Here is a 23277-nt window from a genome sequence, read left to right as displayed (position 1 = left end):
GCAGCATGTGCGGATTTTCCGGTTCCGCCTAGGGTCCCGGCGAGGTTTCAGAGCAAGGCTTTGAGCTTCTCTGCCAGCAGGTCCCAGCGCCACTTCTCCTCCACCCACCGGCGGCCCCGCTCGCCCATCCGGCGGCGCAGCTCGGGGTCGCCGAGGAGCGCGACGATCCGCTCGGCGGTCTGCTCCGCCGAGCCGCCCCGGACCACCCAGCCGGTCTCCCCCTCCAGGACCGCGTCCGGTGCGCCGCCGGAGTCCCCCGCGACGACCGGCAGGCCGGTGGCGGAGGCCTCCAGGTAGACGATGCCGAGGCCCTCCACGTCCAGGCCGCCGCGACGGGTGCGGCAGGGCATGGCGAAGACGTCCCCGGCGCCGTAGTGCGCGGGCAGCTCGGACCAGGGCACGGCGCCGGTGAAGCGCACGGAGGCCTCGACCCCCCGCTCGCGGGCCAGACGGCGCAGGTCCTGCTCGTAGGGGCCGCCGCCGACGATCAGCAGCACGGTGTCCGGCTCGGCCGCCAGGATGCGGGGCATGGCCTCGATCAGGGTGTCCTGGCCCTTGCGCGGCACCAGACGGGAGACGCAGACCACCACCGGCCGGTCGGTCAGGCCGAGCCGCGCCCGGACCTCGTCGCCGCCGGAGCCGGGGTGGAAGGTCTTCTCGTCGACCCCGGGCGGCAGCTGCACCATGCGGCCGGCCGCCTCGGGGGTCAGCGCCGTGGCGATCCGGGAGCGGGTGTACTCACCGAGGTAGGTGATCGTGTCCGTGGACCGGCCGATCCGGCGCAGCAGCTGCCGGGCGGCGGGCAGCTGGGCCCAGCCGGCCTCGTGCCCGTGGGTGGTGGCCACCAGCCGCCGGGCGCCGGCCCGGCGCAGCGCGGGCGCCATCAGGCCGAGCGGGGCCGCCGCGCCGAACCACACCGAGGTGCAGCCGTGCTCGCGGAGCAGCCCGACCGCCCGCCGGGTCGCCCCCGGGGTGGGCAGCAGCATCGTCGTGCGGTCGCGGACGACGGTGAAGGGCTGCTCGGCGTCGAAGGCGGCGGTGGCCTCGGCGCCTTCCCGGCCGCGCTTCCAGGTGGAGGCGTAGACGACCACCCGGTCGGGGTCCAGGCGGAGGGCCATGTTGTGCAGGAAGGCCTGGATGCCGCCCGGCCGGGGCGGGAAGTCGTTGGTGACGATCAGGGTCTTGTGCATCGCCGCCGACCCTACCGAATGGGCCGCGCCGGGCCGGGGGCGGCCGAGCCTGTGGCCGGGGCACAGGGTCGCAGGACATCATGGTCGCTCGAAGCGGATTCGAACGGCACGGGAATCGAACGGCAGGGGATCACGTGGAGACGAAGGGCGCCGGGCGGTCCCTGGCATGGCTGCTCGCGACCTGGGGCGTCACCCGCGTGATGCTGCTGCTGTTCGTGTTCCGGGTGTACGCCTTCCCGGGCCCGGACGTCACCTCGGACGTGTCGGTGATCTACCGCGGCTGGTACGAGGTGCTCCAGCAAGGAACGTTTCCGCTGGACGACGTGACCTGGCAGTACCCGCCCGCCGCCGCCCTGCCAATCCTCTCCCCCGCCGCCTTGCCGTTCCTGTCGTACGCGCACGCCTTCTTCGTGCTGGCCTGCCTCGCCGACCTCGTCGTGCTGGCCCTGCTGCGGTACGCCGGCGGGCGCTCCGGCCGGTCCCCGCGCGGGGCCTGGGTGTGGGTGGCGGGCGTGCCGCTGCTCGGGCCGACGGTGTACGCCCGCTACGACGTGATGGTGACCGCGGTGGCCGTGGCGGCGCTGCTCGCCGGGACCCGGCACCCCCGGGTGATGGGCGCGCTGACCGCGGTCGGGGCGCTGCTGAAGGTGTGGCCGGCGCTGCTGCTGGTCGGCGCCGTGCGGCGGCGGGCGTGGGCGTCGGCGGCGGTGACCGCGGCGGGCGTCGCGCTGCTGTTCGCGGTGACCATGCCGGGCGCGTTCGCGTTCCTGACCTTCCAGCGGGACCGGGGCACCGAGGTGGAGTCGCTGGGCGCCCTGGTCTTCCATGTGGCCCGGCACTTCGGCTGGCACGGCGAGGTGCTCCTGAACTACGGCTCGATCGAGTTCCTGGGCCCGCATGTGGACCAGGTCAGCACGGCCGCGCTGGCGCTGACCGGGGTCGCGTTCGGCTGGCTGCTGCTGTGGCGGCTGCGTGCGCGGGGCCTGAGCGACCCGCACACCCTCGCCGAGGCGGCCCTGACGGCCGTGCTGCTGTTCACGGTGACCAGCCGGGTGATCAGCCCGCAGTACCTGGTGTGGCTGATCGGTCTGGCCGCCGTCTGCCTCACGTACCGGGCGAGCCGTATGGTCGCGCCCGCGCTGCTGGTCGTGCTCGCGTCCTTCGTGACGGTCCTGGAGTTCCCGCTCGGCTTCTCGCACGTGGTGCTGAGCGACGGGTACGGCATCGCGCTGCTGGTGCTGCGCAACGGGCTGCTGGTCGCGGCCACGGTCACGGCGGCCCGCCGGCTGTGGCGCGCGACCGTCCCGCCGCCCCGGGCCGCCCCCTTCCCGCCTCAGGCCACCCGGGCCGAGGAGACCCCGGTCTCCTCCTGACGCCCGGACCGCCGCGGCAGCAGCACCGCCACGGCCGCGCACTGCACGGCCATCGCGAGCGCCAGCGCCAGGCAGACGCCGGGCAGGCCGAGGCCGGACAGGGCGTACGCCAGCGGCAGCTGGACGGCGGTGCCGAGGAGGGTGACCCGCAGCAGCGCGGGCGCTGACCCGCTGCCCTCGAAGACCCCGCCGAGCGCGATGAAGCAGGCCATCAGCAGCAGGTAGGGGCCGATGCAGCGCAGGAACAGCACGCCCTGGCGGGCGACCTCGGGACCGGCGCCGAAGGCGGCCGTGATCCAGGGTGCGGTGGCGGCGAACAGGACGGCGGCCAGCAGGCCCAGCGCGCCGGCGAGGAGCACCGCCTGCCGGCCGATGTCCCGGCGCGCGTCCTGGCCCGCGCCCCGGGTGTGCGCGGTGTGGATGGCCGCGGCCTGGCGTACCGCGTAGAAGGCCATGGTGGCGACGTACATGACCTTGTACGCGATGGCGTACGCGGCCACCGCCGTCACCCCGAGCCGCGCCACGATCGCCACCAGCACCAGTGCCCCAGCCTGCCGCACGGTGAAGTCGGCGGACATGGGCAGCCCGGTGGCGAGGGTGCGGCGCAGGGCGGCGGGGAGGGGTCCGGCGGCGAGCGGGGCCCGGGCGGCCGTCCGCAGCAGGGGGGTGCGGCGCAGGGCGCGCAGCCCCACCGCGAGGGCCGCGCCACGGCACAGCACGGTCGAGGCGGCGGCACCCCGGACGCCGTAGAGGTGGATCAGAACGGGGTCGCAGACCAGGATCAGCCCGTTGGCCAGCAGGGCGAGCCGCATCGGGGTACGGGTGTCGCCCGCGCCCTTGAGGATGCCGTCGACGAGCTGCTGCACGAAGAAGACGGCCATGCCGGGCAGGGAGATCGCGAAGTACGCGGCGGCCAGACGCGGGGCCGCGCCCTCGCCGCCGCCGAGCACCAGGGCGGCCAGCGGCTCGCGCAGCAGCCAGCCGCCCGCCGCGACCACGGGCGTGACCAGCGCGCACAGCGCCCAGCCCCCGCGCACGGCGGCCCGTACGGCGGCCGGGTCGCGGGCCCCGCGGGCGTGCGCCACGAGCACGGTCGTACCGGAGGCGAAGACGAGCGCCACGCCGAGCAGCACGTTCTCGGCGTTGGTCGCGACGGCCACGGCGGCCACGGCGGCGCCGCCGAGGCGGGAGACCCAGACGGTGTTGATGATCCCGGAGGCGACGGAGGCGAGGAGCGAGAGGTAGACGGGGCGGGCGAGCGAGACGAGCTGCCCGCGGTGGGCGTTCACGGGTTTCACGAGATCCCCCTCTTATCGAGCTATCTCGTTTCGAGGTAGCTCGATAAGAGCTAGCATGGATCCGTCGCCGACCGCAATGAGGAGTTCGCGTGCTGGAGTTGTCGATCCTGGGCTTCCTCGCCGAGGAACCGCTGCACGGCTACGAGCTGAAGGAGCGCATCAAAGCACTGAGCGGGCACGTCCGCCCGGTCAGCGACGGCGCGCTCTACCCGGCCATCAACCGGCTCGTCACCGCCGGCCTGCTCGACCAGCGCACCGAGGAGGGCGCGAGCGCCGCCCCGCGCCGAGTGCTGTCGCTGACCGGGAAGGGCAGGGCCGAGCTGCTGGAGCGGCTGCGCGCCCCCAAGCAGGCGGAGATCACCGACCACGTCCGCTTCAACACCGTCCTGGCCTTCCTGCGGCACCTGGACGACCCCGCCGAGCAGGCCGCCGTGCTCCGCCGCCGGCTGGACTTCCTCCAGACTCCGGCGAGCTTCTTCTACCGGGAGGGCGAGCCGGTGCCCGCGGAGGAGGCCGGGGACCTGTTCCGGGAGGGCATGCTGCGGGTCGCCCGGGCCACCGGGGCGGCCGAGCGGGAGTGGCTGCGCGAGGCCGTCGAGACGCTCAGCCGAGCTGCGTCGTGACGTAGGCGCGCCAGCGTGCCGTGAACTCCTCCGGGGTCGTCCCGAGCACCTTCTTCAGCGCCTCCTCCACCGCGCCCGCCCGCTTCCCGTGGGCGCCGACGGCCCGGTAGAAGGCGCCGAGCCGGGCCTCGCCCCACCGGTCGGCGATCATCCGGCAGGCCAGCCAGCCGCTCTCGTAGGCCCGCGCCAGTTTCGTGGGCTCGCTGGTGAAGCCGAAGTCCTCGTCGCCGGGGAGCGCGTCGGGCGGCTCGCCGTCCCGGACGGCACGGGCCAGTTCCGGGGCGGCCTCGGGCGGGGTGCGGCCGGTGCCGAGATAGCCGGTCCAGTCGGCGTAGCCCTCGGAGAGCCACAGCGGGGTGGCGGCGGTGGTGCTCGCCCGGGTCGCGACATGGGTCGTCTCGTGCGTGAGGACGACCTGCCTGCCGAGGTCACCGAGCACGGCGTACGCCTCCGGGTTGACCACCACCCGGTCCGCCGGCGCCTGGGCCGGGCCGCCCGCCTCCCCTGTCGTGACGGCCGCGATGCCCCGGTAACTGGCGGCCGGCGAACCGAGCAGGGCCGCCATGCCCGCGAGGGACCGCGGGACCAGGACGACGACCCGGCGGCTCCAGCCGGTGCCCCAGACCCCGGAGACGGCCGGGACCGCGCGGTCGGCGAGCCGGGCGTACGGCTTCAGCCGGGCGGCGGATCCGCCGGTGCCGAGCACCAGGCTGTGCGCGCCCCGGACGGCGGTCACCGTGCCCTGGTCCCACAGCTGCTGCCCGGCCTTCCCGGCGGGCCTGTCGGCGGTGACGTACCAGTGGCCGTCGGCGGTGCGGCCGAGGGTGAGGGTGCGGCGGGTGTCGACGGGGGCCCGGTCGTAGCCGGCGACGCGGTAGCGCAGGTCGGCGTCGGCGGTGGCGCCGGAGGCGGTGCGGTGCAGGGCGGTGACCCGGTAGCTCCAGGAGGCCAGCGGCAGGGCGCGCAGCCGGGTGTACTCCGTACGGGTGCCGGTCGCGCCGTACGCCCCCTCGTCGTGGCCGAGCAGGGCCGCCGAGCGCCGGTCGAGCACCTGCTGCACCTCCGCCCGGGCCGGGTCGGCCGTCGGGTGCCCGCCGCACCCGGCGAGGGGCAGCAGCAGACCGAGCCCCAGGGCTCCGATGCTCCACGCCCGTCCGCGACCAGCCACTTTCCGATCGTACGGCCGGCGGCGCGGTCAGGGCCGGGTGACCGAGGAGACCGGCATCATCCCGACCGGGTCGTACCGCACCGGAGCGCCGGGGTAGGGCGCGTGGATGACCTGGCCGTTGCCGGCGTACATCGCCACATGGCTGGCGTCGGAGCGGTAGACGACCAGGTCACCGGGGCGGGCCTGGGAGAGCGGGACCTGCCGGCCGGCGAACCGCTGCGCCTGCGAGGTGCGCGGCAGCTGGATGCCGGCGTGCGCGTACGCCCACTGCATCAGGCCCGAACAGTCGAAGCCCGAGGGGCCGTTGGCGCCCCACACATACGGGCGGCCGAGGGCGGAGCGGGCGGCGGCCAGGGCCGAGGCGGCACGGCCGTCGACCGCGGCGGCGCCGGTCAGGTCGGGCAGCTCGGGGCGGCTGCCGCGGGAGGCCCGGTCGTAGGCGGCGCGTTCGGCGGCGGGCAGGGCGTTGAGCAGCTGCCGGGCCCGGGCGAGCTTGCGCTCCACGGTCCGCTTGTGGGCGGCCACGGCCCTGCGGCTCTTCTCCAGCTCGGCGAGGGTCCCGGCCGCCTCGGTGCGCTCCTGGGCGAGGTCGCGCAGCGCGGACTGCAACTCCTTGAGCCGGCCGGCCTGCCGGGTGCCGATGCGGTCGAGCGTGGACGCCTTGTCCAGGTAGTCGTCGGGGTCGGCGGAGAAGAGCAGGGCGACCGTCGGGTCGATGCCGCCGGCCCGGTACTGGGCACCGGCCAGCGAACCGATCTGCTCCCGCAGGTCGTTGACGCGCTGCTGCTGGCGGGCGATGTGGTCCTGGGCGTCGTGGACCTCCCGGCGCAGCTCTCCGGCGCGCTCGTCGGCCTTGTCGTAGGCCTGGGTCGCCTTCTCCGCCTCCTCGTACAGGCGGTCCACCTCGGCGCGGGTGCCGGAGCCCGGCGCCGCGTGCGCCGCCGGTACGGCGCCGAGCGCGGTCGCGGCAGCCGACAGTACGAACACGGCAGCGGCGGCGCCCCGGTCGAATCCGGACGGAGCAAGGCGGCGATGGGACCCCACGGCAGTCCTTCTGCTGGCGGACACAAGACCGTTTCCCCGGCGCCTGGGGACGGGGAGGCCCCGGCGCCGGGGAAACGCGGCAGACAGTAGCCGTGCGGACGCGCCGGAGCCAAAGGCCTTGGGGTCAACTCAGAGTGACGCCCCGCCGCTGACGCAGGTCACCGGCGGGGCGTGGAGTCAGTTTCGCTCCCGGGGATTCGCCCGTTCGGGCGCCACCCGGGTCCGTGTGTCGCCGGGTGTCAGACCCGGACGCCGAACATGAAGGGGCCGCCGATGGTGGTCATGGACTCGTACCGGACGACGGTGCCGGTGCGCGGGGCGTGCAGGATCTGGCCGTTGCCCGCGTAGAGGCCGACGTGGTGCAGGTCGTTGAAGAAGAAGACCAGGTCGCCGACCTTCAGGTCGCTCTGGTTGTAGATCTTCGTACCGATCTGGGCCTGTGCCTCGGAGGTGCGCGGTATGGAGACGCCGGCCTGGGCGTAGGCCCAGGAGGTCAGGCCCGAGCAGTCGAAGGAGGACGGGCCGGTGGCGCCGTAGACGTAGGGCGAGCCGAGCCGGGTCTGGGCGGCGGAGAAGGCCGCCTGGGCGCGCCCGGAGGCGGGCGGGGCGTCGCCGAGGTCCACGCGCTCGGTGGAGGAGCGGTTGGCGCGCTGCTCCTTCTCGGCGAGCTGCGCCTTCTCCTTGGCGGTCAGGGTGTTCAGGAGCTTCTGCGCCTCGGCGAGCTTGCCCTGGACTTCCTTCTTCTTGTTGCCCAGTTCGGTGCGGGTGGCGGAGAGGTCCTTGAGCTTCTCGGTGGCCTCGGCCCGCTCCTGGGCGAGTTCGCGCTGTTTGTCCTGAATCTTCTTCAGGGCGTCGACCTGCTGGCTGCTCAACTGGTCGAGCGTGGACGCCTTGTCGAGGTAGTCGTCCGGGTTGGACGACAGGAACAGCTGGACCGAGGCGTCGATGCCGCCCGAGCGGTACTGGGCGGTGGCCAGCGAACCCAGGCCGTCGCGGAGCTTGTTGAGCTCCTCCTGGCCGCGGGCGACGTTGTCCTGGATGGTGGAGATTTCCTTCTGCAGCTTCTGCTGCTTCTCCTTGGCGCCGTTGTACTTCTCGGTCGCCTGCTCCGCCTGCTCGTAGAGCTTGTCGACCTTGGCCTTGACCTCGTCCTTGCTGAGCTTCTCGCTCGGCGCGGCGTTGGCGGCGTTGGCGCTGAGCGCGACGGCAGCTGCGGCAGCGGTGGTGAGCACGGTCACGCGCGTGCGGCTCGGCTGCTTGGGTCGACGGTGGGACGCCACGGAGGACGAACTCCTTCTTGTGAGTGATCACCCGTTCGGAGGTTCGAGCCCAGACCCTAGTGACCCAGTTGTGATCAGTTCAAATCCTCACAGCAAAAAACCTCGTCACGCAATGCATTCTTTGCACACAACACACATGCAGTGACGCCGGATTGACGCTGCGCTGCGTGACGATACGGCCAATTCGGGCATTGCCTATGCCCGTTGGACCTTCAGGACAGTCGCTTGAGAAGCACCGCAGAGGCCACCGGTCGGGCACCCGCCTTGGCGACCCCGTCGGCGACCTCCCGGTCGGTGGAGGCGACGATGACCGGACGCCCCGGCGGCTCCGCGCGCACCAGCTGGCGGATCAGCTCGTCGGCCGTGACGCCCGGCTTGGAGAACAGCACCCGCACCCCGCGCGGCGGCGCGAGCAGCACCGGCGCGGCCAGTTCGGCGCCGTCGAAGACACAGGTCACCTCGGCCCCGGTCTGCGCGGCGAGCGCGGAGAGCTGACCCAGCAGCCGCAGCCGCTGCTTCTCCAGCGGCATCTGCGGATAGCCGGTCTTGGTCACGTTGTAGCCGTCGACGACCAGATGCGCCTGCGGCAGCGCGAGCAACTGGTCGAGAATGGCCGGATCGTTCTCGGACAGGGCCCGGGTCGCGATGTCCTTCGGGGTCATTCGTCCTGGTTCGACGGCATCCACCGTCTCGGCCGGACGCACGGACACCGGAGGCAGGGCGAGTTCGCGGCGCAGCCCCTGGGTGGCGTCCAGCAGGGTGTCGAGCAGCAGCCGGACCCGCATGTCCTCCACGCTGCGGCCCTCGCGGGCGGCCCGGCGGGTGGCCTCCAGCGCGGCCTCGGCCTCACCGAGACGGGCCTTGAGCCGGCGGGACTCACTCTCCGCGGCCGACACCTGAGCCTGCGCATCGGCGCGCACGGCGTCGATCTCGCCGTGCGCCTTGCGCAGCGCGGCCTCGCCCCGCTTCACATCGCTGAGCGCGGCACGCAGCTTGCGGTGAAGCGATTCCGCTTCCTTCTTCGCCGACTCCAGCTCCGCGCGCAGCCGTTCGTTCTCGGCGCGGGTGTGCTCACGGGCCTGCGCCAGCTCGGCGCGCAGCCGCTCCAGCTCGGCCCGACTCTCCTCGTCGGCCCGCTCGGCGTCCGCGCGCTGGGCCTCCTCGCCGGCCGCGGTGACCAGCTTCACCCAGTCCGTCGGGCGCAGCACATAGGCCGCAGCCGCCACGTCGAGCGGGTCCGCGGCCGGGGGCGGGGAGCCGGAGTCGAGGGCGCCGGCGAGTTCCGGTTGCGCCTCTCTGAACTTCTCCCCGATCCGCTGCCGGAACAGCGGATCGGTCTCCAGCGCCGCCGCCATCGCGTTCCCGGCGAACTTCGCCCGGCGATTGGGGGCGAACCGGGCGTACTGCCTGAGCTGGGCGGGCAGTTCCGCCACGGTCAGCCCGCCGAAGCCGTCCGAGACGATCTGCACGACCCGCCGGCGCACGCCGTCGGGCAGCGGACGGTCAAGCACCTCAGCGGTGCCGTCGCCCGGCCCCCCGCCTGCGGTCTCCACCATCCGTCACACCCCAATGCCCACTATGTCCCTCCGGGAGCCGCTCCGCTCAGGAGCCGCCGCCCGGCCTGTCCACGAGTTCCACCTGGTCCACCGCGTTGCACCAGCGACAGCGCACCGATTCGATGGTCTCACTGACCACCTCGCGCTCCTCCACGGTCGGCTCGCCCGCCAGGTCGAGGTGGACGTACTCGACGACCTTCGACGAGCGGGTCACGTCGAACCGGGTGAGGTTGCCGCACAGGGTGCAGCGCCATCGCGTGGTGGCCGTCGGCAGGGGAACCGTCATCGTGACCGTCCACTTCCTTCTCGTGTGCGTCGTGCGCGTCCGCGCCGCTCCCCGACGCGTGTGGCTCGTAACCCTACGGCCTGGCGGGTACTCGCCGCCCGTCCGTCCACGGCGGCGAGGCGGTCTGTCAGCTTGCGTCCCGTTACGTCATGCTCTGTAGTCATGATCAGCACCTGGAGCACGGCCGCCGGCCGGACACTCAGAACGGTCCGGGGCATCTCGGCGCCCCTGACGTACGGCCTCATCGCGCTGTGCTGTCTGGTCTTCGCCCTCGGGCCGGCCTCCGGGCTGGTCCCCGGGTACGGCTCCGGGGACGCGCTGCTCGCCGCGCAGCGGGCGTACTTCCGGCACTGGGGCGTGGTCCCGGCCGAGCTGTTCGCCAGACCCGCCGGGGCGGCGCTCACCCCGGCCACCGCGCTGTTCGTGCACGGCAGCTGGGTGCATCTGCTCGGCAACATGCTCTTCCTCTTCGTCTTCGGGGCGATGACCGAGGAACGGATGGGCCGAGTGGAGTTCACCCTCTTCTACGTCGGCTGCGGCTACCTCGCCCTGCTGGGCTACGCCGCGGCCAACGCGGCCTCCGAGCAGTCGCTGGTCGGCGCCTCCGGGGCGGTATCGGCGGTCCTCGGAGCGTTCCTCTACCTGTTCCCCCGCGCGAGGGTGACCAGTCTTCTGCCGTTCCTGTTCTTCCTGCCGCTGCGCTTCCCGGCGTGGGTCGTGCTGCCGTTCTGGGCGGCTCTGCAGTGGCTGGCGGCGGGCCGGGCCTCCGACGGGCCCGGGGTGGCGTACCTGGCGCATCTGGTGGGGTTCGGTCTGGGGTTCGGCTACGCGTGGGTGAGATATGGCCGTACGGCTAGAGTGAAGTCCGCCCCAGCTCCGGTCACCGAGGGAGAGAAACAACCGTGATCACCGCGATCGTTCTGATCAAGACCAGCGTGGACCGGATCCCCGAGATCGCGGAGCAGATCGCCGCGCTGGACAGCGTCAGCGAGGTCTTCTCGGTCACCGGCACCTACGACCTGATCGCCATGGTCCGGGTCCGGCAGCACGAGGACCTGGCCGAGGTCATCCCGGGCCGGATCAGCAAGATCCCCGGCGTGGAGGGGACGGACACGCACGTCGCGTTCCGCACCTACTCCCAGCACGACCTGGAAGCGGCCTTCGCGATCGGCCTCGACAACTAGGACCCCAGCTCCACCGCGGCGATGCCGGTGCCCGAGGGGACGTAGAGGCGGCTGCCGCGCACGACCGGGGTGTGCTGGTCGTCGCCCGCGTCCCGGCCGAGGGTCGCGCTCCAGCGCTTCTTCCCGTTCAGGTCCAGCGCCCAGACCCGGCCGGCCGCACGGGCGTACACGGTGGTACCGGCGACCACCGCCCGGGGCTCGAGCGAGCCGCTCTCGACGTCGTACGTCCAGGCGTGGGAGCCGTCCGCCGCCCGGACGCCGTACACGGTGCGCTGTTCGGTGCCGACGGCCAGTGACCGGTTGCCCGCCGTCATGGCTCCGGCGTCGGCGTCCCTGCGCCACAGCCGCCGGCCGTCCGTGACACGGAAGCCCTGGCGTACGGCGGGGGCGTCCACGATGAGGGTGGTGCCCGCGAGGGCGACGGCCGTGGCGTCGGGGCCCGCGGACACCTGCCACTTCCGCGACCCGTCCCGCGCGTCCAGCGCCAGCAGGATGTCACCGAAGCTGCCCGTGCAGACCGTATCGCCCGCGACGAGGGGCGTACCGGTGGGGCCGGCCGGGGTCTTCGCGGTCCACACCTCACTGCCGTCGGAGGCGTAGCGGCGCAGCCCGCCCGCGTCGGTGCCGCCGATCGTGACGAGCAGGTCCGCGCCGAGCGGCACCGGGACGGCGTACCCCCGGTCGCCGAGGGTGCGGGTCCACTGCGGGCTGCCGGACAGGTTCACCGCGGTCAGCCGGCGCACGTCCTCGTCGTGGAAGCCCACCACGCAGTACACGCCGTCCCGGGTGGCCACGGGGGTGGAGACGTCGTCGCCGAGCCGGACCTTCCAGCGCTTGGAGCCGTCCCGGGAGATCGCGTGCAGGACACCGCCGGCGGTGCCCGCGTAGACGACGGAGCCGTCCGGGGAGAGCGCGCAGCAGGGGCCGTCCAGGCCGCCGATGCCGCCGAGGTCGTACTGCCAGCGCAGCACGGCGGGCGGGGTCTTCGCCGTGCCGGTGTCCGACTGCCGGGGCGAGCTGCTGCTGTCGCCCTCGGACTCGACCGTGAACGCCCGGTCCCACAGCAAGCCGCCGGCCCCCACGGCGACGGCTCCGCCGGCGAGGACCTTCAGCAGACGGCGACGGCCGGGGGCGACGGGGCCCAGGCGGCGGACGGGGGTGGTGGGGAGCGAGGGAGCTGTCGGGGCCGGGGGTGCGGAGGGTGCGGAGGGTTCCACGGGTGCGTTGGGTTCCACGGGTGCGGTGGGCTCGGGCGTGGGTGCCAGGTACTCCACCCCGCTGGGGCGGTCCTCGGGGGCCGGGCGGGACCCGGCCGCGGGGCCGTACCAGCCGGGGCGGACGGCGGCGCGCAGGGTGTCCGGAGTGAATCCGGCGCCCGCCACCACCTCCGCCGGCTCCGGGCGCTCCAGCGGGTCCTCGCGCAGACAGGCCGTCACCAGCGGCCGTACCCCCTCCGGCACGCCGGACAGGTCGAAGTCGCGGGTCAGGACGCGCAGCAGGACCACCGAGTCCTGGCCCTCGCCGAACGGCTCCCGGCCGGCCGACGCGTAGGCGAGGACCGCCCCGAGGGAGAAGACGTCGCTCGGCGGGCCGACCTGGCCGCCGTTGCGGATCTGCTCCGGCGAGACATAGCCGACCGAACCGACGACCGCGCCGGTGCGGGTCAGCGCGGTGGCCTCCAGGGCCCGGACGATCCCGAAGTCGATGACCCGGGGCCCGTCCGGGCCCAGCAGGATGTTCGACGGTTTCAGGTCACGGTGGACCAGGCCCTTGGCATGGATGGCGGCCAGCGCCTCACCGAGCGCGGCGGCGAGGATCCGGACCGCCGGCTCCGGCAGCGCGCCGTGGTCCAGGACCGCGTCCCGCAGATTCGGGCCGGCCACGAACTCCGTCGCCATCCACGGCCGTTCGGCCTCGGTGTCCGCGTCCACGACCCGGGCGGTGTACGTGCCCACGCCGCCGACGGTCTGCGCGGCGCGGACCTCGTGGCGGAACCGGGCACGGAAGGTGCGGTCCTCGGCGTGCTCGCTCCGGACCACCTTCACCGCGACTGCCAGTCCCGTGCGGGACCGGGCGAGGTAGACCTCGCCCATGCCGCCCGCGCCGAGTCTGTGCGTGGTGGTGTACGGGCCGATGTGGCGCGGGTCGACTGCGCGCAACGGCTGCACTCCGGGTCCCCCTGTCCGATGTGGTGTCAGAGGGAGGTTATATGCGCCGTCTCGTCTGCCGCGTCCGGAGGTACGGCGACTGCGGGTGCGTTGTGGCTGCTCGCGCAGTTCCCCGCGCCCCTTCGGGGCGCTCTCACACCGCCGGGACGCAGCGGCCCTCCTCCGTGCGGTACTGCCACTTCGCGCCCTGCGTCACCAGTTCCTTCACCGCGTCGACGAAGCGCTCGACGTGTTCGTCGGGGGTGCCCGCGCCGAAGCTGACGCGGATGGCGTTGAGGGACTTCTCGCCGGGGGCCGCCTCGGGGGCGCCGCACTCGCCCTGGGTCTGCGGGTCGGAGCCGAGCAGGGTGCGGACCAGGGGGTGGGCGCAGAAGAGGCCGTCGCGGACGCCGATGCCGTACTCGGCGGAGAGGGCGGCGGCGAAGTGGGAGCTGTTCCAGCCCTCGACGACGAAGGAGAGGACGCCGACGCGCGGGGCGTCGTCGCCGAAGAGGGAGAGGATCTTCACCTCCGGGACCTCGGCGAGTCCCTCGCGGACCTTGGCGATCAGGTGCTGTTCGCGGGCGACCAGGGTGTCCCAGCCGGCCTCGGTGAGGGCCTTGCAGGCGGAGGCGACGGCGTAGGCGCCGATGACGTTCGGGGAGCCGGCCTCGTGGCGGGCGGCGGTCTCGTGCCACTCGACGGCCACTCCCCCGTCCTCGCGCCGGGTCACCCTGCGGCTGGCGCCGCCTCCCGCGAGGTACGGCTCGGCCGCCCGCAGCCAGTCGGCGCGGCCCGCGAGGACACCCGAGCCGAAAGGGGCGTACAGCTTGTGGCCGGACAGGGCGACCCAGTCGACGTCCAGGTCACGGATGTCCACGGGGTGGTGCGGGGCCAGCTGGGCGGCGTCCAGGACGATCCGGGCGCCGTGGGCGTGCGCGGCGGCGGCCAGCTCCCGCACCGGCCACAGCTCGCCCGTGACGTTGGACGCGCCGGTGACGCAGACCAGGGCCGGGCCGTAGGGGTCACGGGCGGCCAGGGCGCGCTCCAGGGTCTCGACGGCCTGGGCCGGGGTGCGCGGGGCGTCGAGGTAGGTGACCCGCGCGTCCTGCCAGGGCAGCAGGGAGGCGTGGTGCTCGGTCTCGAAGACGAAGACCTGGCAGCCGGCCGGGATCACCCGGGCGAGGAGGTTGAGGGAGTCCGTCGTGGAGCGGGTGAAGATCACCTGATCGGTGGCCCGGCAGCCGAGGAACTCGGCGACCGTCTTGCGGGCGTTCTCGAACAGGTCCGTGGAGAGCTGGGAGAGGTAGCCGGCACCGCGGTGGACGCTGCCGTAGTACGGGGCGTACGCGGCGACGTCGTCCCAGACGCGCTGGAGGGCGGGGGCGCTGGCCGCGTAGTCGAGGGCGGCGTAGGCGACTTCGCCGCCGGTGACCAGCGGGACGGTGACATCTCGTCCCAGAACGGGCAGAGGGGTGCAAACGGACTGGTCGGAGGCAGCGGTGAAGACAGACATGGCGGAACTCCCGTGAGAGGAAGAAGAGGAAGAGAGAAAGGGTGTGCGGAGGCGGGGCTCTGCGGCCCTAACGCATTCGCTTGCTCACGGGAGACTCCTCGACGACCAGGATCCCTGGGTTCGTGAGGGATCCGCGCTTGCCGTACACCTTGCTGTGCACGGCCTGGTCTTCACCCGGGGCACCCCGCCACGGACGGAGGGTTGCCGGACAGTCGGCCGGGGCCTCATGACTGTCACTCATGACCTGGTACAGGAACGTACGCGAAATGATCGTCGTCCCGCAACCGGTGTCCGGATCGCGGGACGACTCCCGGTGGGGTCAGGCGTTGCTGACGGCCACCCAGCGGTCCAGCGTGCGCCTGGCCGCGCCCGAGTCGATCGACTCGGCCGCCTTCGCCATGCCCGCGCGGATCTGCTCGGCCAGCGGCGCGTCCGTCGGCCGGAGGGCCACCAGGGCGGCCGCGGAGTTCAGCAGGACGGCGTCCCGTACGGCCCCCGTCTCGCCGTCCAGCAGCCGGCGGGCGACCTCCGCGTTGTAGGAGGCGTCGGCGCCGCGCAGGGCGTCCACGGGGACCAGCTCGATGCCGACCTCCCGCGGGTCGAAGGTCTCCTCCGTGACCTTGCCGTCGCGGACCACCCACACCCGGGAGGTGGCGGTGACGGTCAGCTCGTCCAGGCCGTCGTCGCCCCGGAAGACCAGGGCGGAGTTGCCGCGCTCGGCGAGGACGCCGGCCACGATGGGCGCCATGCGCGGGTCGGCGACCCCGACCGCCTGGGCGCGCACCTTGGCCGGGTTGGTCAGCGGGCCGAGCACGTTGAAGGTGGTCCGGATGCCCAACTGGGCGCGGGCCGGGGCGACATGACGCAGCGACGGGTGGAACCGGACCGCGAAGCAGATGGTGATGCCGGCTTCCTCGGCGACCTCGGCGACCCGCCGCGGGGTCAGGTTCAGGTTGATCCCGAGCTTCTCCAGGACGTCGGAGGAGCCTGAGGAGGAGGAGGCGGCGCGGTTGCCGTGCTTGACGACCTTCGCGCCGGTGCCCGCGACGACGATCGAGGACATGGTGGAGATGTTCACCGTCTTGGCGCCGTCGCCGCCGGTGCCGACGATGTCGACGGCCGGGCCGGGCACCTCGATCACGTTCGCGTGCTCGTACATCGTCCGGACGAGTCCGGTGATCTCCTGGACCGTCTCGCCCTTGGCCCGCAGCGCCACCATGAACGCGGCGATCTGCGCGTCGGTCGCCTCGCCACGCATGATCAGGTCCATCGCCCAGGCGGTGTCGTCGGCGGACAGGTCCCGGCCGTCCAGCAGACCGTTCAGCAGGGCGGGCCAGGAGCGGCCCGCCGCGGTGTCGCCTCCAGCGGGGGTCACAGCGCTCATCAGCCGCTCCTTGAACAGATTCCTGCCATGTCGTACCCCACCCTATCCACCCCGAGGCACGGCGAAGGGCCCCGTCCGTAACCCGGACGGGGCCCTTCAGCGTGGCGTGGCGACGCGGGGATCAGTGGTGGCCGTGGCCGCTCGTGATCTCCTTGTACTCCTCGACGGTGGGCTTGGGGATCTGGTTGTCCTCGCCGTAGTAGGCGTTGCTGAGCTTGGCGCGCAGCTTCTGGGACACGGGCACCTTGCGCTCGACACCGTTCTCGTCGACCGTCGGGCCGATCTCGGCCGGCTCGTACTGGTGGTGCGCGGTGAGGGTGTGCAGCTGCTCCTGGCTGAGCGGCTCGTGCACCTCGATGAACTCACCGTGCGGCAGGCGCTTGATGATGCCGGTCTCGCGACCGTGCAGCACCTTGTCGCGGTCACGCCGCTGCAGACCCAGGCAGATCCGCTTGGTGACGATGAACGCGATGACCGGGCCGGCGAAGAACGCGATCCGGACGAACCAGGTGACGGAGTTGATCGACAGGTCGAAGTGGGTGGCGAAGAGGTCGTTGCCACCGCCCACCAGGCCGACCATGTAGACCGTCACCCAGGCGACACCGAACGCGGTACGGGTCGGGGCGTTGCGCGGGCGGTCCAGGATGTGGTGCTCGCTCTTGTCGCCGGTGACCCAGGACTCGATGAACGGGTAGACCGCGATCGCCGCCAGGACCAGACCGAAGAGCACCAGCGGGATGAACACGCCCAGGACGAGCGTGTGACCCCAGAAGTTGATCTCCCAGCCCGGCATGTAGCGGACCAGACCCTCGGCGAAGCCCATGTACCAGTCGGGCTGGGCGCCGGTGGACACCTGGTCCGGACGGTAGGGACCCATGGCCCAGATCGGGTTGATCTGCGCGACCGCGGCGATGGCCGCGATGACACCGAAGACCAGGAAGAAGAAGCCTCCGGCCTTGGCCATGTAGACCGGCAGCAGCGGCATGCCGACGACGTTCTTCTCGGTCTTCCCGGGGCCCGCGAACTGCGTGTGCTTGTGGTAGAAGACCAGGATCAGGTGCGCCACCATCAGGCCGAGCATGATGCCCGGCAGCAGCAGGATGTGGATCGAGTAGAACCGGGCGACGAAGTCGTGGCCGGGGAACTCGCCGCCGAAGAGGAACATCGAGATGTACGTGCCGACGATCGGCATGGACAGGATCGCGCCCTCGGTGAAGCGGACGCCGGTGCCGGAGAGCAGGTCGTCCGGCAGCGAGTAACCGGTGAAGCCGGTGAACATGCCGAGGACGAACAGCAGGAAGCCGAACAGCCAGTTGATCTCACGCGGCTTGCGGAACGCGCCGGTGAAGAACACGCGCATCATGTGCACGAACATGCCGGCGAGGAAGATCAGCGCGGCCCAGTGGTGGATCTGCCGGATGAGCAGACCACCGCGCACGTCGAAGGAGATGTGCAGGGTCGAGTTGAACGCCTCGGACATCAGCTGTCCCTGGAGCGGGACGTAGCTGCCGTGGTACTCCACCTCGTTCATCGACGGGTGGAAGAACAGCGTCAGATAGACACCCGTCAGGATGATGATGATGAAGCTGTACATGCACACTTCGCCCAACATGAACGACCAGTGGTCGGGGAAGATCTTGCGCATGTTGGCCTTGGCCAGGGAGTAGATCCCGAGCCGGCCGTCGGCCCAGTCGGCGATGCGCTCGCCGGCCGGGGCCTTCCCGCGAGAGCGGGAGCTGTCGTTCTGTGAAGTACTCATCCGCGCTCCCAGAATGCAGGACCGACGGGCTCCTCGAAGTCGCCGAGCGCCTGGAGGTAACCCTCACTGTCCACGCCGATGCGCAGCTGCGGCAGGGCGTGGCCGGCGGGGCCGAAGATCACTCGGGCACCGTCGGAGAGGTCGAAGGTGGACTGGTGGCACGGGCACAGCACGTGGTGCGTCTGCTGCTCGTACAGCGAGATCGGGCAGCCGACGTGGGTGCAGATCTTCGAGTAGGCGACGATGCCCTGGTGCGACCACTCCAGCTCGCGCTTGTCCTTGATGTTGCCCGGCTGGATCCGGACGATCATCAGGGCAGCCTTGGCGATCTCGTTCTGGAACTCCTCGTCGTGCTCCTCCAGGCCGTCCGGCTTGGCGAAGGTGAGCGAGCCCACGGCGACGTCCTCGGGACGCAGCGGCTGGTTCGTGTTCATGTTGACCAGGCGCATGCCCTTGGCCCACATCGTGTGGCGGAGCTTGGTGCCGGGCGCCGGACCGAGACCGCCGAGCAGCATGACGCCGGAGAGCGGCACGAAGGCCAGCGCGCCGAACATCGTGTTGCGGATCAGCTTGCGGCGGCCGAGCGCCGACTCCTTGGCACCCTCGCGGAAGTCCGCGTGAACCTTCGCCCGGACCTCGGGAGCGGCCTCGATCGGGTGACGGTCGTCGGCGACCTCCACGTCGGACATCAGGGTGCGGGCCCAGTGGACCGCGCCCGCGCCGATGCAGAACAGCGCCGTGCCGAGGGTCAGACCCAGCGCGAAGTTCATCGCGCTGATGTGCCCGATCGGGAAGACGAAGATCGACTTGTCGTTCGGGATGGCCAGGTACGCGACGATGAAGCCGATGGTGGCCAGCATCGACACCGTGAACAGCAGGGCGACCATGCGCTCGGACCGCCTGGCGGCCCGCTCGTCGATGTCCTGGATCCGGTGCTCGTGCGGCGGCAGCCCCGGGTCCGCGAACGGGTTCTCCTCGTCCGCGACCGTCACCGCGCCGGCGGCGTGGTCCTGCTCAGCGGGCAGGTTCTCTTCTGGAATGTCTTGGCTACTCATGACTTCTTGGCCTTTGCGGTCCGAGCGGCGACCCAGACGGCGACCGCGATCAGCGCGCCGAGGCCGAAGATCCAGGCGAACAGGCCCTCGGTGACCGGCCCGAGGCCGCCCAGCTCCAGACCGCCCGGGTTCTCCGTCTTGCTGCCGTTGACCGCGTTCAGGTACGCGATGATGTCCTTCTTGTTCTTCTCCGACATCGTGGTGTCGGGGAAGGACGGCATGTTCTGCGGGCCCGTCTGCATGGCCTCGTAGATGTGCTTCGGAGCGACACCCTCCAGGCTCGGCGCGAACTTGCCCTTGGTCAGGGCACCGCCCTTGCCGGTGAAGTTGTGGCACTGCGCGCAGTTGGTGCGGAACAGCTCGCCGCCCTTGGCGATGTCCGCGCCCTCGGGGCCGTACTGCTGCTTGGTGGGCACGCTCGGGCCGGCGCCCAGCGACGCCACGTAGGCGGCGAGCTGGTCGATCTGGGCCTGCGTGTAGATGTTCTTCTTCTTAACGACCTGCGGGCCCTGCGAGGTGGCGGCCGGCATACGGCCGGTGCCCACCTGGAAGTCGACCGCGGCGGCGCCGACACCGACCAGGCTCGGGCCGTCGGAGGAGCCCTGGCCACCGGTGCCGTGGCAGCTGGCGCAGCCGACCTCGTAGAGCTTCTTGCCCTCCTTGATGGTCAGGGACTGGGAGGTTTCATCGGCCTGCGCCTTGTCCGCGGGCGCGAACGCGGCGTACAGCCCCCCAGTGGCCGCCAGCGCGAGGAGTAGGACGACGACCGCCGCCAGCGGATGGCGTCGTCGTGCGGAGAGCTTTTTCACGGATTACCCCGGTGTCAGGATCTTCTGCGTCGGTGCTTCTGGATGTGCGGGAGCGGTCCCGGCTACTTGATCAGGTAGATCGTGGCGAAGAGGCCGATCCAGACGACATCGACGAAGTGCCAGTAGTAGGACACGACGATGGCGGCGGTCGCCTGCTCGTGGGTGAACCTCTTGGCCATGTAGGTACGGCCGAGGACCAGCAGGAAGGCGATGAGACCGCCCGTCACGTGCAGGCCGTGGAAGCCGGTGGTCAGGTAGAACACCGAGCCGTACGGGTCGGAGGACAGCGAGATGCCGTCCTTCTTCACCAGCTCCGTGTACTCGTAGATCTGACCGCCGATGAAGATCGCACCCATGATGAAGGTGAGGATGAACCAACCACGGAGCTTCTTCACATCGCCGCGCTCGGCCGCGAACACGCCGAGCTGACAGGTGAGGGAGGAGAGCACCAGGATCGTGGTGTTCGTCGCGGAGAACGGCACATTGAGCGCCTCCGCCTGCTCCTTCCAGTGAACGGGTCCGGTCACCGATCGGAGGGTGAAGTACATCGCGAAGAGGGCCGCGAAGAACATCAGCTCGGAACTCAGCCAGATGATGGTTCCGACGCTGGTGAGGTTCGGCCGGTTGACCGACGGGTGCGCGTGCCCGGTTTCTACTGTCGTTGCTGTCGCCACGACCGACATTATGTCGGTCGCTTATCTCGCGCTCACTCCGGGGGGTGCCGTTCGGAGTGTTGCCCCCCGCCAGACCGGTGTTGACGTGGTGTTCACGGTGACGACGACGGGAGTAACATCCGCCCGGACGGCCCTGCCCGTCCTGTCCGTACGACGCTGACGTCTCGGAGGAACAATGCAGCCGACCGCCACGGTGCTGGTCTACAGCGACGACTCCACCACCCGCGAGCAAGTACGGCTGGCCGCCGGGCACAGGCCGGCTCCGGACGTCCCCAGGGTGGAATTCCTGGAATGCGCGACTCCGGACGCGGTGCTGCGGGAACTGGCCAAGGGGGGCATCGACGTCTGCGTGCTGGACGGCGAGGCCGTGCCGATGGGGGGCATGGGGGTGTGCCGGCAGATCAAGGACGAGGTGTTCAACTGCCCGCCGGTGCTGGTTCTGATGGGGCGGCCCCAGGACGCGTGGCTGGCCACGTGGAGCCGGGCCGACGCGGCCGTCACCCTGCCGGTGGATCCGGTGGAGTTCGCCTCCGCGCTGGCTTCTCTGCTCCGTCAGAGGCGGTTGGTGGGCGCCTAGCGGCGGCAGCCGCGTGCCGGACACGGCCCCGCACCCCTTCAGGGCGCTCACAGTGCCGCTGGCTGGATCCTCAGCGCGTCCTGGGGGGCCGGGCCGTCCGGTCTGCCGTCGAAGAGGGCGCTGCCGGTGCGCCACTTGTTCCAGTCGACGTTCCAGTCGCCGAAGCCGTTGCCGAAGGGCTCCATGGGGTCGCCCGCGGAGTTGACGACCTTGACGATGTCGCCCGCGCGGATGTTGTCGTAGAACCACTCGGCGTTGGACGTGCTCATACCGGTGCAGCCGTGGCTGACGTTCTCGTAGCCCTGGGAGCCGACGGACCAGGGGGCGGCATGGACGTACTCGCCGGACCAGGTGACCCGGGTGGCGTAGTAGACCGGCAGGTCGTAGGAGTCCGAGGTGCCCTCGGCGATGCCGACGGTGGTGCCGCGCATCCGTACGAAGTACTGCTTCTCCAGGACGACCTTGACACCGTTGCGGGTCTCGAAACCGGGCTTGCCCGTGGTGACCGGGATCTGCTCGATCTGCTGGCCGTTCTTGTAGTACGTGAGCTGGTGCGCGGCGGCGTCCGTGACGACCTCGACCCGGTCGCCGATGGTGATCTTCAGGTCCTTGGACTTCGCGCCCCACAGCCGGTCGCCGATCCTGACGCCGTCCAGGTTGCTGTGCGCCAGGACGGTCGCGTGGACCGGCCAGTACTCCTTGGGGCGGTAGTGGAGTTCCTTGTCGCTCACCCAGTACCAGGAGCCCGGCACGGCCGGCACGGAGTCCACGCGCAGCGCACGCTCCACGACGGCGCGCTGCGCCTTGTCCTTGATCTCCTGGTCGAGCTGGGCCGTGATGGGCTGCCCGACGCCGTAAGTGCCCTTCTGGGGCCCGAACGTGACGTTCAGGCGCTTCTTGCCGGCGGGCTTGCCGGTGTCGAACGCGAGGACCCTCCGGCCGGGTGCGCCGTCCTCGTCCTCGGTGCTCACCGTGACCGTGTAATGGGCGTCGGCGGCCAGCGGAGAGGTGCTGTGCCAGCGGCTGCCGTCGGCCGCGAGTTCGCCCGCCACATAGCGTCCGGTGGAGTCCTGGGCCGTGACGTCCGTGATCCGCCCCTCACCGCTCTCGGCGGTGATCTCCAGGGGCTTGTCCGGGTCGGCCCGCTTCCCCGCATCGGTGGGGCCGTTGAAGGAGATCTGGTCCGCCGCGTCGTACGGCCTGGCCGACAGGGGGTTGCCGTCCGAACCGCAAGCGGTGACGCCCGCGCCGAGGGCGACCACCAGCAGCGTGCAGCTGACGACGGTGCGGGTCCGCGGAGTGTGGTTCATACGATCACGCTATGAGGTGGCGGGCGCACCGGCGCGTCGGGCGACTCGTTCGAGGGAACGCCGTTGCGGCAGACGACGGACCCTCCGCGAACGCCGGGAGCCCGGACCCTCCGTCAGGAAGGTCCGGGCTCCCGGTGCGTTCGGCGCGTCCTACTGGGTGCGGTTCTCACCGTGGTAGTACTCGAACACCCAGCCGAACAGGCCGACCAGGATGAACGGGGCGGAGAAGTAGATCAGCCACCAGCCGACCGCGATGCTGAGGAAGGCGATGGCACCGCCGAAGCCCAGCACGAGCGGCTGCCAGCTGTGCGGGCTGAAGAAGCCCAGCTCGCCCGCGTCGTCCGCGACATCCGCCTCCTTGTCGTCCTGGGCGCCCGCGTCGACCCGCCGGGCGGTGAAGCCCAGGTAGAAGCCGATCATGACGCTCAGGCCGAAGGCCAGGAAGAGCGCGGTGGTTCCGGCCGGCTCCTTCGACCACACGCCATACACGATGGCCATGATCAGGATGAAGACGCTCAGCCAGATGAACATCCGACCCTGGATCTTCACTTGCCGGCCTCCTTGCTGCCCGCGACGGCGGTGCCGTGACCGGCGTGCTCAAGCTGTTCGAGCGCGGCGATCTCAGGGTGGTGCAGGTCGAACGCCGGGGATTCGCTGCGGATCCGCGGCAGGGTGAGGAAGTTGTGCCGCGGCGGCGGGCAGGAGGTCGCCCACTCCAGCGAGCGGCCGTAGCCCCACGGGTCGTCCACGCCGACCGGCTTGCCGTACTTGGCCGTCTTCCAGACGTTGTAGAGGAACGGCAGGATCGACAGGCCGAGCAGGAAGGAGCTGATGGTCGACACCGTGTTCAGCGCGGTGAAGCCGTCGGCCGCCAGGTAGTCGGCGTAACGACGCGGCATGCCCTCGGCGCCCAGCCAGTGCTGGACCAGGAAGGTGCCGTGGAAGCCGATGAACAGCGTCCAGAAGGTGATCTTGCCGAGGCGCTCGTCCAGCATCTTGCCGGTCCACTTCGGCCACCAGAAGTGGAAGCCGGCGAACATCGCG

Annotated in this window: 22 protein-coding genes and 1 riboswitch; of the genes, 5 read left to right on the top strand and 17 right to left on the bottom strand. The window is 71.6% G+C overall.

What is annotated here, in order from left to right:
- Positions 1-47: 47 nt before the first annotated feature.
- On the bottom strand, positions 48-1190 hold the full coding sequence (locus ABZ937_RS31870) for a glycosyltransferase family 4 protein (protein WP_361696820.1): 1143 nt from the start codon (positions 1188-1190) through the stop codon (positions 48-50).
- 134 nt (positions 1191-1324) lie between these two features.
- Between ABZ937_RS31870 and ABZ937_RS31865 the strand changes: the two genes are divergently transcribed.
- Positions 1325-2563: a glycosyltransferase 87 family protein gene (locus ABZ937_RS31865; RefSeq protein WP_361696819.1), complete on the top strand. Its 1239-nt coding sequence runs from the start codon at positions 1325-1327 to the stop codon at positions 2561-2563.
- On the opposite strand, the gene ABZ937_RS31860 is transcribed toward ABZ937_RS31865, so the two are convergent.
- A complete protein-coding gene (locus ABZ937_RS31860) occupies positions 2524-3852 on the bottom strand; it encodes an MATE family efflux transporter (RefSeq protein WP_361696936.1) in 1329 nt (442 codons plus the stop codon). The genes ABZ937_RS31865 and ABZ937_RS31860 overlap by 40 nt on opposite strands.
- Positions 3853-3950: 98 nt before the next feature.
- Between ABZ937_RS31860 and ABZ937_RS31855 the strand changes: the two genes are divergently transcribed.
- Positions 3951-4484 (top strand): PadR family transcriptional regulator, encoded by a 534-nt coding sequence (locus ABZ937_RS31855; protein WP_361696818.1) that lies wholly within the window; start codon positions 3951-3953, stop codon positions 4482-4484.
- Here ABZ937_RS31855 and ABZ937_RS31850 read toward each other — a convergent pair.
- The 5 genes from ABZ937_RS31850 to ABZ937_RS31830 form a co-directional block, all read right to left on the bottom strand.
- Positions 4465-5652, bottom strand: coding sequence for a hypothetical protein (locus tag ABZ937_RS31850; protein ID WP_361696817.1), 1188 nt, complete (start codon positions 5650-5652; stop codon positions 4465-4467). The two genes, ABZ937_RS31855 and ABZ937_RS31850, sit on opposite strands and share 20 nt — an antisense overlap.
- A gap of 27 nt (positions 5653-5679) precedes the next feature.
- Positions 5680-6696 (bottom strand): NlpC/P60 family protein, encoded by a 1017-nt coding sequence (locus tag ABZ937_RS31845; RefSeq protein WP_361696816.1) that lies wholly within the window; start codon positions 6694-6696, stop codon positions 5680-5682.
- A gap of 239 nt (positions 6697-6935) precedes the next feature.
- Positions 6936-7976, bottom strand: coding sequence for an NlpC/P60 family protein (locus tag ABZ937_RS31840; protein ID WP_361696815.1), 1041 nt, complete (start codon positions 7974-7976; stop codon positions 6936-6938).
- 212 nt (positions 7977-8188) lie between these two features.
- Complete coding sequence (locus tag ABZ937_RS31835; protein WP_361696814.1) at positions 8189-9532, bottom strand: NYN domain-containing protein; 1344 nt, start codon at positions 9530-9532, stop codon at positions 8189-8191.
- A gap of 46 nt (positions 9533-9578) precedes the next feature.
- Entirely contained in the window at positions 9579-9818 is a 240-nt protein-coding gene (locus ABZ937_RS31830) for a hypothetical protein (RefSeq protein WP_361696813.1), read from the bottom strand.
- 162 nt (positions 9819-9980) lie between these two features.
- Here ABZ937_RS31830 and ABZ937_RS31825 point away from each other — a divergent pair, with 162 nt between their 5' ends.
- Positions 9981-10724: a rhomboid family intramembrane serine protease gene (locus tag ABZ937_RS31825; RefSeq protein ID WP_361696812.1), complete on the top strand. Its 744-nt coding sequence runs from the start codon at positions 9981-9983 to the stop codon at positions 10722-10724.
- Positions 10721-11002, top strand: a complete 282-nt coding sequence (locus tag ABZ937_RS31820; protein WP_361696811.1) for an Lrp/AsnC ligand binding domain-containing protein — start codon at positions 10721-10723, stop codon at positions 11000-11002. The genes ABZ937_RS31825 and ABZ937_RS31820 overlap by 4 nt, the downstream gene beginning before the upstream one ends.
- Here the strand turns inward: ABZ937_RS31820 and ABZ937_RS31815 are convergent.
- The 7 genes from ABZ937_RS31815 to ABZ937_RS31785 all read right to left on the bottom strand — a co-directional run bounded on the left by ABZ937_RS31815 (position 10999) and on the right by ABZ937_RS31785 (position 20355).
- Positions 10999-13170, bottom strand: coding sequence for a PQQ-binding-like beta-propeller repeat protein (locus tag ABZ937_RS31815; protein WP_361696810.1), 2172 nt, complete (start codon positions 13168-13170; stop codon positions 10999-11001). The two genes, ABZ937_RS31820 and ABZ937_RS31815, sit on opposite strands and share 4 nt — an antisense overlap.
- Positions 13171-13303: 133 nt before the next feature.
- Positions 13304-14665: an aminotransferase class V-fold PLP-dependent enzyme gene (locus ABZ937_RS31810; protein ID WP_361696809.1), complete on the bottom strand. Its 1362-nt coding sequence runs from the start codon at positions 14663-14665 to the stop codon at positions 13304-13306.
- A 128-nt stretch (positions 14666-14793) separates the two neighbouring features.
- Positions 14794-14910: riboswitch (SAM riboswitch) on the bottom strand.
- 74 nt (positions 14911-14984) lie between these two features.
- Positions 14985-16049 (bottom strand): anthranilate phosphoribosyltransferase, encoded by a 1065-nt coding sequence (gene trpD / locus ABZ937_RS31805; RefSeq protein WP_361696808.1) that lies wholly within the window; start codon positions 16047-16049, stop codon positions 14985-14987.
- Positions 16050-16170: 121 nt separating this feature from the next.
- Positions 16171-17808, bottom strand: a complete 1638-nt coding sequence (locus ABZ937_RS31800) for a cytochrome bc complex cytochrome b subunit (protein ID WP_361696807.1) — start codon at positions 17806-17808, stop codon at positions 16171-16173.
- Positions 17805-18863, bottom strand: a complete 1059-nt coding sequence (locus ABZ937_RS31795; protein ID WP_361696806.1) for a Rieske 2Fe-2S domain-containing protein — start codon at positions 18861-18863, stop codon at positions 17805-17807. Before ABZ937_RS31795 ends, ABZ937_RS31800 begins: the two co-directional genes overlap by 4 nt.
- A complete protein-coding gene (locus tag ABZ937_RS31790; RefSeq protein WP_361696805.1) occupies positions 18860-19672 on the bottom strand; it encodes a c-type cytochrome in 813 nt (270 codons plus the stop codon). The genes ABZ937_RS31795 and ABZ937_RS31790 overlap by 4 nt, the downstream gene beginning before the upstream one ends.
- 62 nt (positions 19673-19734) lie before the next feature.
- Complete coding sequence (locus ABZ937_RS31785; RefSeq protein WP_030348419.1) at positions 19735-20355, bottom strand: heme-copper oxidase subunit III; 621 nt, start codon at positions 20353-20355, stop codon at positions 19735-19737.
- A gap of 166 nt (positions 20356-20521) precedes the next feature.
- Between ABZ937_RS31785 and ABZ937_RS31780 the strand changes: the two genes are divergently transcribed.
- A complete protein-coding gene (locus tag ABZ937_RS31780; protein ID WP_361696804.1) occupies positions 20522-20923 on the top strand; it encodes a hypothetical protein in 402 nt (133 codons plus the stop codon).
- 47 nt (positions 20924-20970) lie between these two features.
- On the opposite strand, the gene ABZ937_RS31775 is transcribed toward ABZ937_RS31780, so the two are convergent.
- The 3 genes from ABZ937_RS31775 to ABZ937_RS31765 all read right to left on the bottom strand — a co-directional run.
- Positions 20971-22233: an Ig-like domain-containing protein gene (locus tag ABZ937_RS31775; RefSeq protein WP_361696803.1), complete on the bottom strand. Its 1263-nt coding sequence runs from the start codon at positions 22231-22233 to the stop codon at positions 20971-20973.
- 150 nt (positions 22234-22383) lie between these two features.
- Positions 22384-22782, bottom strand: coding sequence for a cytochrome c oxidase subunit 4 (locus ABZ937_RS31770; protein ID WP_361696802.1), 399 nt, complete (start codon positions 22780-22782; stop codon positions 22384-22386).
- Positions 22779-23277, bottom strand: a 499-nt coding sequence (locus ABZ937_RS31765; protein WP_361696801.1) for a cbb3-type cytochrome c oxidase subunit I, incomplete at its 5' end; no start/stop codon positions are given. The genes ABZ937_RS31765 and ABZ937_RS31770, both read right to left, overlap by 4 nt.

It is taken from the genome of Streptomyces sp. NPDC046727 (assembly GCF_040645635.1).
Classification (GTDB): Bacteria; Actinomycetota; Actinomycetes; order Streptomycetales; family Streptomycetaceae; genus Streptomyces.
The sequence above is the reverse complement of the archived record's forward strand: the minus strand, read 5'-3'. Positions and strand labels throughout refer to the sequence as shown.

What these genes read in the sequence shown, in the direction of transcription:
- ABZ937_RS31870 (WP_361696820.1), bottom strand. Translation starts at nt 1,190, where the DNA reads ATGCACAAGACCCTGATCGTCACCAACGACTTCCCGCCCCGGCCGGGC.
- ABZ937_RS31835 (WP_361696814.1), bottom strand. Translation starts at nt 9,532, where the DNA reads ATGGTGGAGACCGCAGGCGGGGGGCCGGGCGACGGCACCGCTGAGGTG.
- ABZ937_RS31830 (WP_361696813.1), bottom strand. Translation starts at nt 9,818, where the DNA reads ATGACGGTTCCCCTGCCGACGGCCACCACGCGATGGCGCTGCACCCTG.
- ABZ937_RS31825 (WP_361696812.1), top strand. Translation starts at nt 9,981, where the DNA reads ATGATCAGCACCTGGAGCACGGCCGCCGGCCGGACACTCAGAACGGTC.
- ABZ937_RS31810 (WP_361696809.1), bottom strand. Translation starts at nt 14,665, where the DNA reads ATGTCTGTCTTCACCGCTGCCTCCGACCAGTCCGTTTGCACCCCTCTG.
- trpD (WP_361696808.1), bottom strand. Translation starts at nt 16,049, where the DNA reads ATGAGCGCTGTGACCCCCGCTGGAGGCGACACCGCGGCGGGCCGCTCC.
- ABZ937_RS31800 (WP_361696807.1), bottom strand. Translation starts at nt 17,808, where the DNA reads ATGAGTACTTCACAGAACGACAGCTCCCGCTCTCGCGGGAAGGCCCCG.
- ABZ937_RS31795 (WP_361696806.1), bottom strand. Translation starts at nt 18,863, where the DNA reads ATGAGTAGCCAAGACATTCCAGAAGAGAACCTGCCCGCTGAGCAGGAC.
- ABZ937_RS31785 (WP_030348419.1), bottom strand. Translation starts at nt 20,355, where the DNA reads ATGTCGGTCGTGGCGACAGCAACGACAGTAGAAACCGGGCACGCGCAC.
- ABZ937_RS31780 (WP_361696804.1), top strand. Translation starts at nt 20,522, where the DNA reads ATGCAGCCGACCGCCACGGTGCTGGTCTACAGCGACGACTCCACCACC.
- ABZ937_RS31775 (WP_361696803.1), bottom strand. Translation starts at nt 22,233, where the DNA reads ATGAACCACACTCCGCGGACCCGCACCGTCGTCAGCTGCACGCTGCTG.